Origin of the sequence: Streptomyces sp. NPDC088194, assembly GCF_040702025.1 — a bacterium.
Lineage (GTDB): Bacteria > Actinomycetota > Actinomycetes > Streptomycetales > Streptomycetaceae > Actinacidiphila.
Window position 1 is genome coordinate 1 of record NZ_JBFBIV010000159.1, and the last position, 11,732, is coordinate 11,732.

Genomic DNA, 11,732 nt, shown 5'->3' on the forward strand with positions numbered 1-11,732 from the left:
TTCGGGCGCCCGTGGGGGCTGAGGGGGGACCGGGGGGGGGGGCGGCACCGGGCCGCCCGACCCCACCGGGTGCCCGTGCTACTTCAGGTCGGCCTGGATTCCGGCTGTCACGGTCGCGACCGGCACGCCGTTGACGTCCACGCTCTTGCCGTTCACCTTCACCGTCGGGGTGCCGGAGATGGTCTTGTCGTCCAGGAACTTCTCGAACACGGAGCTGGTGTCCATGGCCCACTTGTCGTAGGTGCCCTTCGTCACCGCGTCGGAGAACTTCGTGTTGCCCTTGAGCGCGGGGACCTTCTGCGCGATGGAGATGAGCTTCGCGGGGTCGCTGAAGGTGTCCTTGTTCTCGTCCGGGTGGACGGCCTTGGAGTACAGCAGGGTGTGGAACTGCTCGAACGCGTCCGTCGACACGTTCAGCGCGGCGCCCAGTGCGCTCAGCGCCTGCTTGGAGCCGGTGCCGCCGAGGTTCGTGTCCAGGAACGTGCCGATGTGCAGCACGATCTTGTACTTGCCGTCCTTGACGCCTTGGAGCACGGCCGCGCCGGACTCCTGCTCGTAGGCGGCGCAGTACGGGCAGCGCATGTCCTCCCACTCCTCGACCGTGTTCTTGTTGTTCGGGTCGCCGAGGGTGATGACGGTGCCGTTGGTGCCCGAGGTGTTGGCCGGCTTGACCAGGGTGGCCTTCGAGGCGGTCGTCCACTTGCTGGGCTTGCTCGGCTTGTTGGCGTTGTTGACCGCCACGGCTATGCCGCCCGCCGCGGCCAGGACCACGACGACACCGGCGGCGACGATGATCTGGCGGCGCACCTTCGCGCGCTTGGCTTCCTTCTCGCGCTGGGCGCGCAGCCGCTCGCGCGCGGCGGCCTTGCTCTGCTTGCTGTTCCTGCTGCTCATGGCTGATGTCTCCGGATGAAGAAGTACGCGTGAATGTGGGGGAAGGACGTGCGGGTCGGGCCGGCTGCCTGGTCAGGCAGCGAGCGCGAGCGGCGGTCCTCGGCGTACGACGGAGTGCAGCAGCGGCCGGGCGGCGAGGTGCGCGACGGCCGGGGTGGCGGGGCGGACCCGGCCGGGGGTGGTGCCCGCCATGGCGCCGACCGCGGTGACCGCGAACAGCAGCGGGCGGAACGCGGCGACGGCCACCGCCCGCAGCACGCGGTGCACCGCGGCCTCACCGCGCCGCAGCCACCAGGACGCGAGCAGGCCGACCGCGACGTGCACGGCCAGCAGCAGCCACGGCAGCGCGGAAGCGCCGTGGTGGGAGGTGGCGGCCTGCGCGGGGGAGACGGTGGGAAGCTGCGTGCCGACCTGGCCGCCGTGGCAGACCACCGCCTCGTGCAGCGACCGCCACGAACCGGTGACAGGGCCGCCGTCGGGCCCGTAACAGGACTGCTGGCCGGAGGTGAAGAGGGTGTCCACGGCCAGTTCCAGCGGCACCATCATCCCGCTGATCGCCCAGAAACCGCGCTCACGGCCACCGAGGGCGTAGGCCAGAGCGAAGACGGCCGCGAAGGCGCCCAGGACGACGGTCAGCGGCAGCGGCTTGTGAGCCATCAGGACGTGCGACGTGGAGGAGAGCGTGACGCAGAGCGCGGCGAACAGGGCGGCACGCGCCGCCCTCAGCCGCGGACGTATCGCGCCCAGGGTCTCCATGGGCACAGAGTGTGCCACGCGAACCTGTATGTGTGACCTAAAGGTCGGACACCAACCGGAGACGGTTCGGCCCGGCCGGACGGCACCGCGGGTACGGTGCGCCCGGCCGGGCCGATCGGGACCTACGGTGCGTTCACCGGGTCACGCGACACCGAGCCAGACGTCGGCGCCGAAGGAGACCTTGATCTCCGAGGCGACCGTGGTGGGGTCGACGAGGAATCCCAGCTCGTAGACGGTGGTCTTCTGCGGGCCGGAGACCTTCGCGCGTACCGGGCTCTCGCCGGGGTGGGCGGACAGGATGCGGCGCAGCTCGTTGATCGCGTCGTGCCGCAGGATCTTGTGCTCGCGGAAGGCCAATTGCACCGGGGGCTTCCCGCCGCTCTCCGCGGAGGACACGTCCAGCTCCGCCAGCTCGGAACCGATGATGTTCATCGTGCCGTCGCGGTCCTGCGCCCGGCCGCTGATCGAGACGACGCTGTCGGGGATGAGCGCGTGACCCACCAGCTGGTAGGTCGCGGGGAAGAAGCACACCTCGATGCTCGCGTCGCGGTCCGCGAAGGTGACCGCGGCCCAGGCGTTGCCCTGCTTGGTCATCTTGCGGTCGACCCCGGTGATGAGCCCCGCGACCTTCACCGGCCGTTCCTGGCCGGAGGCCAGCAGCTCGGCGAGGGTGGTGTCGCGGTTGCGCGCGAGGATGTGCTCGGTGCCGTCCAGCGGGTGCGCCGACACGTACAGGCCGAGCATGTCCCGCTCGATGGCGAGGAGTTGCTTGCGCGGCCACTCGGTCTCGGGGATGGCGAAGTCCAGCCCGAAGGTCTGTACGTCCTCGCCGGGCGCCCCCATGCTCGCGAAGAGGTCGTCCTGTCCGTACGCCTCGGCCTTCTTGACCGGGACGATCGCGTCGACCGCGTCCTCGAAGACGGCGGACAGTCCCATCCGGGTGTGGCCGAGCGAGTCGAACGCGCCGGCCTTGATCAGCGACTCGATGGCGCGCTTGTTCAGGACCGGGATGCTCACCTTGTCCAGGAAGTCGGCGAACGAGGTGAACAGGCCCTTGGACTTGCGCGCCGCGATCAGCGCCTCGATGACGCCCTCGCCCACGTTCCGCACGGACTTCAGACCGAACCGGACGTCCTCGCCGACGGCGGTGAACTCCGCGACCGAGGCGTTCACGTCGGGCGCCAGGACCTGGACGCCGCTCTTGCGGGCGTCGGCGAGGTAGATGGCCGCCTTGTCCTTGTCGTCCCCGACCGAGGTGAGCAGCGCCGCCATGTACTCGGCCGGGTAGTTGGCCTTGAGGTAGGCGGTCCAGAACGACACCAGTCCGTAGCCGGCGGTGTGCGACTTGTTGAACGCGTATCCCGAGAACGGGAGCATGACGTCCCACAGCGCCTTGATGGACTCCTCGGAGTACCCGTTGTCCCGCATGCCGCCGTGGAACTTCTCCCACTCCGCGGCCAGCACCTCGGGCTTCTTCTTGCCCATCGCGCGGCGCAGCAGGTCGGCGCCGCCGAGGGTGTAGCCCGCCAGCTGGCGGGCGATGGCCATGATCTGCTCTTGGTAGATCAGCAGGTGGAAGGTGTTGCCGAGGATCGGCTCCAGCGCGTCCTTCAGCTCCGGGTGGATCGGCTCGACGGCCTGCCGGCCGGTCTTGCGGCTGGCGTAGTTCATGTGCGCGTTGGCCGCCATCGGGCCCGGCCGGTACAGCGCCAGGGCCGCCGCGATGTCCTCGAACCGGCTCGGCTCCATCGCCTTGAGCAGCGTCCGCATGCCGCCGCCGTCGAGCTGGAACACCCCGAAGGTGTCACCGCGGGCCAGCAGCGCGTAGGTGTTCTTGTCGTCCAGCGGGATGTTCTCGGTGCTGAGGTCGACGCCGCGGTTCTCCCGCACGTTCTGGATCGCCTGGTCGATCACGCCCAGGTTCCGCAGGCCGAGGAAGTCCATCTTGACCAGGCCCATGGACTCGCACGACGGGTAGTCGAACCCCGTGATCTTCGTGCCGTCCTTGCGCATGTGCAGCGGAATGCGGTTGGTCAGCTTGGTCTTCGACAGGATGACCGCGGCCGCGTGCACACCGGTGTTGCGGATCAGCCCCTCGACGCCCTTGGCGCTGTCCACCACCTTCTTGACGTCGGGCTCGTTCTGGTAGAGCGTCCGGATCTCGCCGGCCTCGCCGTACCGCGGGTGCTCGGGGTTGAAGACGCCGTCGATCGGGATGCTCTTGCCCATCACGTCGGCCGGCAGCGCCTTGGTGATGCGCTCGCCGTGCGCGAAGGGGTAGCCGAGAATCCGCGAGGTGTCCTTGATCGCGTTCTTGGCCTTCAGCTTGCCGAAGGTGTTGACCAGCGCGGTGTACTCGTCGCCGTACTTCTCCACCACGTAGGCGACCATCTGGTCCCGCTTGCGGTCGTCGAAGTCGAGGTCGACGTCCGGCGGGTTGATGCGCTCGGGGTTCAGGAACCGCTCGAAGAGCAGGCCGTGCTCCAGCGGGCACAGCTCGGTGATCCTCGTCGCGTAGGCGACGATCGAGCCGGTCGCCGATCCACGGCCGGGGCCGACCGGGATCTTGTTGTCCCGCGCGTGCCGGCAGATGTCCGCGACCACGAGGAAGTAGGAGGAGAAGCCCATCGGACCGATGACCTTCATCTCGGTCTCGAAGCGCTCCAGCACCTCCGCGGGGATCGGGTCGCCGTAGCGCATCGCCAGGCCCTTGAGGACCTCCTGGCGCAGCCACGACTCCTGCGTCTCGCCCTCGGGCACGTCCGGGTACTGCGGCATCTCGTCCTCGAGGTCGAAGACCTCGTCGTACGCCTCGATCCGTTCGGCGATCAGCAGCGTGTTGTCGCACGCCTCCGGGAGTTCCTTGAACAACTCCCGCATCTGCGCGGCGGTCTTGAGGTAGTAGCCGGTGCCGTTGAACTTGAAGCGGTTCGGGTCGTCCTTGTTCTTGCCGACCCCGATGCACAGCAGGTTGTCGTGCGCGTCGGCGTGCTCCTCCAGGACGTAGTGCGCGTCGTTGGTCGCCAGCAGCGGGATGTCCAGGTCCTTCGCCAGCCGCAGCAGGTCGTCCCGTACGTTGCGCTCCAGGTCCAGGCCGTGGTCCATCAGCTCGAGGAAGTAGTTCTCCTTGCCGAGGATGTCCTGGTAGTCGGCCGCGACCTTGCGCGCCTCGTCGTACTGGTTCAGCCGCAGCCGGGTCTGGATGGCGCCCGAGGGGCAGCCCGTGGTGCCGATGATCCCGGCGGCGTGCTCGGAGATCAGCTCCATGTCCATCCGCGGCTTGCCCGCGGGGAACTGCCCCGTGTAGCTGGCCTCCGTCGACAGGTAGAACAGGTTGCGAAGGCCCTGGACGTTCTGCGCCCACATCGTCATGTGGGTGAAGCGGCCGCCGCCGGAGACGTCCTTGCTTCCCTCGCCGTCGTCCGACATCGCCCGCTGCCCGCCGGGACCCCAGAACTCCTGCTTCTTGTACCTGCGGTGCGACGGTGCGACGTACGCCTCGATGCCGATGATCGGCTTCACCGCGTCGAAGCCCTTGGCGACCTGCTGGAACTCGTACGCACCGAACATGTTCCCGTGGTCGCTCATGGCGATGGCGGGCATGCCCTGCCGCGCCACTTCGGTGAACATCGGCTTCAGGCGCTGGGCGCCGTCGAGCATCGAGTACTCGGTGTGATTGTGCAGGTGAACAAAGCTGTCGGCCACCGGGCTGGCACCTCCAGGACGATCGCGGGGAAGTCTCCACCCTAGTCGCTCGCCGGGTCGATCCGCCGGTGCATCGCCCGCACCCGGTGGCGGCCGCCGTACCCCGTGCCGGCGGCGCCGCGCCCGCCGCAGTGCCCGGCCGCCCTCCGCCGCTTGGTGCCCGCTTGGTGCCCGCCCAACATGTCGAGCGGGGCGCGGACTTCGCGGGGGCGGTGGCGGGACGAACGCGGGGGCGCCCCCCGAAAGGGGCACCCCCGCGTCCGGTAAGTGCGCGTGCGGCGCGATCAGTTGTGGCCGAACTTCTTCTGCTGCTTGCGCGGGGCGTGCGTGCTGGAGGGCATCATGTGCTCCTCGGCCAGGGCGCTCTTGCTGTGCTGCTCCTGGCTCTCGCCCGCCTGGTTCGACCGCTCGTCGTGCTGCTCGCGCTGGGGGCGGTTCTGGTTCTTGTTCTTAGCCACGATCGTGCCTTCCTAGTGAGGGGATGTTGGCCGATGGGCCGCAATCAGACTTACATGTGAGGACGAACGCCGCATTTCGGGCAGTTGGGGGTGCGGGAGGCCGGGAAATACCGCTGACCGCCACGCCGAAGATCGCGTTCGCGGTCATAACCCCCGAGCATTCGGGCACACTCGGGGGAAGCTCAGGGGGCATCCGTGCCGGGGGTCGACCGGAAGAGGTGCAACATGGACCGCTGCGTCGTCCTGGTGGACGCCGGGTATCTGCTGGGCGCAGCGGCGAGCCTGCTGGCCGGCGAACCGTCGCGTTCGAGGATCACGGTTGATCATGCCGCCGTGGTCGCCGGCCTGCGCGAACGCGCCGAACTGGAGACCGGCCAGCCGCTGCTGCGGATCTACTGGTTCGACGGCGCACCCGACCGGGTTCCGCAACCCGAGCACCGCCGGCTGCGGGTGATGCCGCGGGTGACGGTCCGGCTCGGCGCCCTCACCCGGACGGACGGCAGGTGGGCGCAGAAGGGCGTCGACGCCGCGATGCACGCCGAACTGTCCGAACTGGCCCGCAACCGGGCCTGCTCCGACGTGGTGCTGGTCACCGGCGACGGCGATCTGCTGCCCGGGATGATGTCGGCCAAGGAGCACGGGGTGGCCGTCCACCTGTGGGCCGTGCAGGCCGCCGACGGCGACTACAACCAGTCCGAAGACCTGGTCGCCGAGGCCGACGAGCGGCGGGTGCTGGACCGGGAGTGGATCACCGCGGCGATCCGGGCGAAGGAGATCGCCGGCGCGTGCGGGCCCGCGCCCGGGCCGCGGCCCGGGGTACGCCCGGAGATCGCCGCGATCCTGTCCGCGCCGCTGCCGGAGTCCAGCGGCTCGCCGCACCCGGTCCAGGCCCCGGCGAAGAACGGCTCCGCGCCGACCGAGCACCCGGACGACGACGCCGCGGCCGCCCCGTCCGGCAAGGGGGTGCCCACGCCCAAGGACCTCGCCGACCTCGGCCGCTCCCATGCCGCCCCGCAGGTTCCGCCGGTGGCCCACCCGGCGCCGAGCACCCTGCGGTGGTCCTCCGACAAGGGGTGGACCGACCGGCCCGGCGCCGACCAGCCCGACACCTCCGGGCTGCCGACCCTCGCGCAGCTCACCACGGCGGAGCAGCGGTGGGCCGACCGCGAGGCCGACATCACCGCGGTCAGCGGTGATCCCTACGAGGTGGGGCAGGTGTTCGCCCGGCGCTGGATCGCCCGGGTCAGCGACCCGACCCACCTCCAGCACCTCTCCACGCACTACCCGCGGGTGCCGCACCGGCTCGACGGGGAACTCCTGCGGTACGCCGCTCGCTTCGGGTTGCTGGCGCACAAGGACGACCAGATCGACGAGAACGACCGCTACGCGATCAGGGCGGGGTTCTGGCGCGAGTTCGACGCAGCCGCGACTCCGGACTAGCCGCTGTATCGGGGGCGTCCTTCCGTTTGCGGAAGACGGCCACACATGAGGCGGCCCCGGCCCGTTGCGGTGGCGCGGGGGGCCGCAGGCCCGGCTCGCCCGGCGGGTTCGCCCGGAACACCGGCCGACGGGTGGTCGCTCGCGCCGTTCCCTCCCGGAGCCTCGCCTGGGAGGTACCCCCAGCGCCCCTGATGAGTTGCCCTTGTCCGCAGGGGCAACCACTGATCGTTGCCGGGGGCGCCGTTGTTTTGCGAAGGGCACCCCGTTTCGTGGGGGGCGGGGCGGAGCGCGTACTCTCGGTGCTCGTGAGGACGGGCACCGAGACACGGGCGAGACCGGCGGTAGCCGCGTGCTCGGTACGCGGACTCGTACGGACGTACCCCGGAGGACGGGGGCGGCGCGGCAGGGACATCCCGGCCGTGCGGGCGAACGACGGCATCGACCTGGACGTCCGCACCGGCGAACTCTTCGGCATCCTCGGCCCGAACGGCGCGGGCAAGAGCACCCTGGTCCGGCAGCTCACCGGCCTGCTGCGGCCGGACGCCGGCAGCATCGACCTGCTCGGGCACGACCTCGTCAGGCACCCCGAACGCGCCGCGCGGCTGATCGGCTACCTCGGCCAGGAATCCACCGCGCTGGACGAGCTGACCGTCGCGCTCGCCGCCGAGACCACCGGCCGGCTGCGCGGAATGGACACGGCCGCGGCCCGCGCCGCCCGTGACGAGGTCCTGGACGAGCTGGGGCTCGGCCCGATCGCGGCCCGCCCGATCAAACGGCTCTCCGGCGGCCAGCGCCGCCTCGCCTGCTTCGCGGCGGCCCTTGTCGGCCCGCGGCCGGTCCTGATCCTGGACGAACCCACCACCGGCATGGACCCGATCGCGCGCCGCGCGGTGTGGGCGGCGGTCGACCGGCGCCGTACCGAGCACGGCGCCACGGTCCTGCTGGTCACGCACAACGTCATCGAGGCCGAGACGGTCCTCGACCGGGTCGCGGTGCTCGACCACGGCCGGGTCATCGCCTGCGACTCGCCCGCCGGGCTGCGCTCCCTCGTCGAGGGCGAGGTGCGGCTGGACCTGGTGTGGCGGCACGAACCGCCGACCGACCTGCCCGCGGTGGCCGCGCTGCGGCTCCTCGCGGAGGTCTCCGGACGCCGCTGGACGCTGCGGCTGCCGCAGGAGCGGGCCAGGGCGGCGGTCGCGGAGGTCACCGGCGGCCCGGCGTTCGCCGCGCTGGACGACTTCACGCTGGCGATGCCGAGCCTGGAGGACGTGTACCTGGCGCTCGGCGGCAGCGGTGAGGGACTGGTGAAGGTATGACAGTGGTCGCCCCGGTCGGCACCGACCCCGGCGAGCGGGTCAGCGGCGGCATCGCGCCGCTCGCCCCCAAGGCCCGGCTGTGGCCCGCGCTCGGCGCGGTCTACCGGGCCCAGCTCTCCCGCGCCCGGGTGGCGCGCATCCCGCTGCTGTTCGTCGCCACCTTCCAGTCCATCGGGATCATGGTGATGCTGCGGGGCGTGGTGCACGCCGGCGACGGCGAGGCGGCGCGCTCGGTGGTGGCGGGCTCCAGCGTGCTGGTGGTCGCGTTCGTCGCGCTGAACCTGCTCGCCCAGTACTTCGGCCAGCTGCGCGCCTCCGGCGGGCTCGACCACTACGCGACGCTGCCGGTGCCACCGGCCGCGGTGGTCCTCGGTGCGGCGGGCGCCTACGCCTCCTTCACGGTGCCCGGCACGCTGGTCACCGCGATCACCGGGTGCGTGCTGTTCCATCTCAGCCTGGCCAACCTGTGGGTGCTGGTGCTCGTGGTGCCGCTGGCCGGGGCCGCGATGTCCGGGCTCGGCGCGGCCTTCGGGCTGCTCGCGCCCCGCCAGGAGATCGCCACGCTGCTGGGCCAGCTCGGCATGTCCGCCGCGCTGCTGCTCGGGGTGCTGCCCGCCTCGCACATGCCCGCGCCGATCGGCTGGGCCCGCGACCTGCTGCCGTCCACGTACGGGGTGGAGGCGTTCGCCCGGACCTTCGGGCGCGGCAGCACCGACTGGGGCGCGGTCGCCGGTGACCTGACGGTGTGCGCGGCCGTGGGGGTGGCCTCACTGGCCGTGGCGACCTGGGCGTACCGCAGGGCCGCCTGCCGCTGACCGGCCGGTGGGGCGGTTGCCAGGAACACCTGGCACGATGGCCTGGTGACCGCTCCTCTGACTCCTCCCGAGCCTCCGCACTCCGGGCCCCCGCAGCCCGAGCCCTCGCAGTCCGAGAGCCGGCACGGCCCGCAGAGTCCCGACGGCCCGCAGGGTCCCGAGAGCCCGCGGAGCTCCGACAGCGCGCAGGGCCCCGACAGCGCGCAGAACCCCGCGAGTCCGCAGGGCGCGCCCGGCCCGCAGCTCTCGCCGTACCCCGTCGGCGACGGCGCCGGCGCCTCGCTCGCGCCGTACAAGGTCGAGCCGGACCGGGACACGGTGCGCACCGCGCTGCGCAACGGGCTGATCGTCGCTGTCCTCGTCGCGATCTGCGGGATCATCCTCGGGCTGTTCTGGCTGTGGCTGTCGCCGCGGGTGCCGATGGTCTCCGACGGGCAGGCGGTGTACCTCAAGGACACCGAGGGCGAGGAGGCGATAGGCGGCGACGGCACGTTCGTGGTGATCGCACTGATCCTCGGCGCGCTCACCGCGGCCGCGGTGTTCTGGCGCTACCGCAGGGGCGGCCTCGGGGTCGTGTTCGGCCTGGCGGTCGGCGGCGCGATCGCCTCCGTCATCGGCTGGCGGCTGGGCGTGTGGCTCGGCCCGACCACGAACATCGTCGCGCACGCCAAGCAGGTCGGGCCGAAGGTGGTCTTCGACGGCCCGCTGGAACTGCGCGCCAAGGTCGCGATCGTGGTCTGGCCGGCCGCCGCGATGCTGGTGCACTCCGCGCTGAACTACGCGTTCGGGCCCCGCGACGAGTCGTACACGGGCACCTGGACCGAGTGAGTCGGCCGCGGGTGCCCGGGGGGATCAGCCGCGGGTGCCCGGACGGAGCAGCGGGGCGGTGGCCGCGGCGGTGAGCTCCACCAGCGCGGCCGGAGCCAGCTCCACCTCCAGGCCCCGCTTGCCCGCGGACACGAAGACCGTCGGATGGGACAGCGCGGTGGCGTCCACCACCGTCGGCAGCGCCTTGCGCTGGCCGAGCGGGGAGATGCCGCCGCGTACGTAGCCGCTGCTCCGCTCGGCCGCCGCCGGGTCGGCCATCGCCGCGCGCTTGCCGCCGACCGCAGACGCCAGCGCCTTGAGGTCCAGCGAGCCGGACACCGGCACCACCGCCACCGTCAGCGCGCCGTCCACCTCCGCGACGAGCGTCTTGAACACCCGGCCCTGGTCCGTGCCGAGCGCGGCCGCGGCCTCCTCGCCGTAGGACAGCTCGGAGGACGGGTCGTGCGCGTACGCGTGCAGGGTGTAGGGCACGCCGGCCTCTTCGAGGACGCGCAGCGCGACGGTCGCCGGGGGTCCCCCCGCCGAGGGGAGGGGGAGGGCGCCGCTGGTACGGGACTTCTTCGCCATGCCCCGAAGCCTGCCAGGTCAGTTCGCGCAGATCGGCTGCTGGGTCAGATCCACCGCCGGCAGCGACGGCAGCTTCTCGATGACCGCGCTCTCCCGGCGCAGCAGCCGCAGCTCCTCGGTGAGCCGGGCGGCCGAGTCCGGCGCCTCCAGCAACCGCTGCTTCGCCGGCGTCTCGGCGATCATCGTGGCCGCCACCAGATACGACAGCACCGTCGGGTTGTCGGTGAACTCCTGCGAGGACAGGCTGCGTTCACGCGACCCGGCCAGCCGCTTCTGGTAGGTGCGGAAGGCCCGGGTCACCTCGGGCGCCAGCGCGCCCGCCCCGCTGCCCGCCTCCTCCGCCAGCTCCTCCACCTCGCCGGTCAGATACGCGCCGGACGCGTCCACCGACAGCAGCCGGAACCGTACGATGCCGGTCGCGTGCATCCGGAAGCCGCCGTCGCCGCTGTCCACGATGTCCGCCACGTCGGCGACGCAGCCGAAGCCGTACAGCGCCGCGAGCGGGTCGTCGCCCAGGCCCGCGGCCGGACCGGTGGCCCGGCCCTCCTGACCGGTCGGCGCGATCTCCTGGCCGTTCTTGATCGCCACCACCCCGAACCGCCGCGGCGCGTCCTCCGGCAGCGCCCGCAGGTCGCGCACCAGCGCGCGGTAGCGCTCCTCGAAGACGTTCAGCGGCAGTACCAGCCCTGGGAACAGCGGCGAACTGAGCGGGAAGAGCGGAAGGCGATCGGTCACAGCGGCCAGCGTACGGGCAGTACGCCCCCGTTCGGCACCCTTCCCGACACCCGCGTCCCACCTGCGGCGCGACCGCCGCCGCGGCGGCGAGCCGCCCGCCCGGCGGCAGCCCGCCGGGCGCGGCTAGGCCCAACACTGGTGATTTAGGTTATTTTCCGGCGGGTTGGGTTGGCTTTGGTCGGGCCGACCAGTTGGACGGTGGGGGTGTTGGGGCGGGG

At 71.7% G+C, this 11,732-nt stretch carries 10 protein-coding genes; 4 read left to right on the plus strand and 6 right to left on the minus strand.

Annotation, left to right across the window (positions count from 1 at the left end; translation table 11 throughout):
• Positions 1 to 78 precede the first annotated feature (78 nt).
• The 4 genes from AB0399_RS39065 to AB0399_RS39080 form a co-directional block, all read right to left on the minus strand.
• Positions 79 to 894 carry a thioredoxin domain-containing protein gene (locus AB0399_RS39065; RefSeq protein WP_366414521.1) on the minus strand — a complete coding sequence of 272 codons (816 nt, stop codon included), beginning with the start codon at positions 892 to 894 and terminating at the stop codon, positions 79 to 81.
• A gap of 72 nt (positions 895 to 966) precedes the next feature.
• A complete protein-coding gene (locus AB0399_RS39070; RefSeq protein WP_366414522.1) occupies positions 967 to 1,650 on the minus strand; it encodes a hypothetical protein in 684 nt (227 codons plus the stop codon).
• 141 nt (positions 1,651 to 1,791) lie between these two features.
• The gene (gene dnaE, locus AB0399_RS39075) at positions 1,792 to 5,355 is read right to left on the minus strand and encodes a DNA polymerase III subunit alpha (protein ID WP_329370458.1); all 3,564 of its coding nucleotides are present in this window, start codon (positions 5,353 to 5,355) and stop codon (positions 1,792 to 1,794) included.
• 284 nt (positions 5,356 to 5,639) lie between these two features.
• Positions 5,640 to 5,813, minus strand: coding sequence for a hypothetical protein (locus AB0399_RS39080; RefSeq protein WP_329370460.1), 174 nt, complete (start codon positions 5,811 to 5,813; stop codon positions 5,640 to 5,642).
• Between the two features lie 225 nt (positions 5,814 to 6,038).
• On the opposite strand from AB0399_RS39080, the gene AB0399_RS39085 reads away from it, so the two are divergent.
• From AB0399_RS39085 to AB0399_RS39100, 4 genes are all read left to right on the plus strand, one after another.
• Complete coding sequence (locus AB0399_RS39085) at positions 6,039 to 7,253, plus strand: NYN domain-containing protein (RefSeq protein ID WP_329370462.1); 1,215 nt, start codon at positions 6,039 to 6,041, stop codon at positions 7,251 to 7,253.
• Positions 7,254 to 7,558: 305 nt separating this feature from the next.
• Positions 7,559 to 8,569 carry an ABC transporter ATP-binding protein gene (locus AB0399_RS39090; RefSeq protein ID WP_329370464.1) on the plus strand — a complete coding sequence of 337 codons (1,011 nt, stop codon included), beginning with the start codon at positions 7,559 to 7,561 and terminating at the stop codon, positions 8,567 to 8,569.
• Positions 8,566 to 9,384 carry an ABC transporter permease gene (locus tag AB0399_RS39095; RefSeq protein WP_366414523.1) on the plus strand — a complete coding sequence of 273 codons (819 nt, stop codon included), beginning with the start codon at positions 8,566 to 8,568 and terminating at the stop codon, positions 9,382 to 9,384. Before AB0399_RS39090 ends, AB0399_RS39095 begins: the two co-directional genes overlap by 4 nt.
• Before the next feature lie 45 nt (positions 9,385 to 9,429).
• Entirely contained in the window at positions 9,430 to 10,212 is a 783-nt protein-coding gene (locus tag AB0399_RS39100; RefSeq protein ID WP_366414524.1) for an ABC transporter permease, read from the plus strand.
• A gap of 24 nt (positions 10,213 to 10,236) precedes the next feature.
• Here the strand turns inward: AB0399_RS39100 and ybaK are convergent, their stop codons facing one another.
• Positions 10,237 to 10,779, minus strand: a complete 543-nt coding sequence (gene ybaK / locus AB0399_RS39105) for a Cys-tRNA(Pro) deacylase (protein WP_366414525.1) — start codon at positions 10,777 to 10,779, stop codon at positions 10,237 to 10,239.
• 18 nt (positions 10,780 to 10,797) lie between these two features.
• Positions 10,798 to 11,514 carry an LON peptidase substrate-binding domain-containing protein gene (locus tag AB0399_RS39110; protein WP_329370472.1) on the minus strand — a complete coding sequence of 239 codons (717 nt, stop codon included), beginning with the start codon at positions 11,512 to 11,514 and terminating at the stop codon, positions 10,798 to 10,800.
• Positions 11,515 to 11,732 lie beyond the last annotated feature (218 nt).

What these genes read in the sequence shown, in the direction of transcription:
- AB0399_RS39065 (WP_366414521.1), bottom strand. Translation starts at nt 894, where the DNA reads ATGAGCAGCAGGAACAGCAAGCAGAGCAAGGCCGCCGCGCGCGAGCGG.
- AB0399_RS39095 (WP_366414523.1), top strand. Translation starts at nt 8,566, where the DNA reads ATGACAGTGGTCGCCCCGGTCGGCACCGACCCCGGCGAGCGGGTCAGC.
- AB0399_RS39085 (WP_329370462.1), top strand. Translation starts at nt 6,039, where the DNA reads ATGGACCGCTGCGTCGTCCTGGTGGACGCCGGGTATCTGCTGGGCGCA.
- AB0399_RS39070 (WP_366414522.1), bottom strand. Translation starts at nt 1,650, where the DNA reads ATGGAGACCCTGGGCGCGATACGTCCGCGGCTGAGGGCGGCGCGTGCC.
- ybaK (WP_366414525.1), bottom strand. Translation starts at nt 10,779, where the DNA reads ATGGCGAAGAAGTCCCGTACCAGCGGCGCCCTCCCCCTCCCCTCGGCG.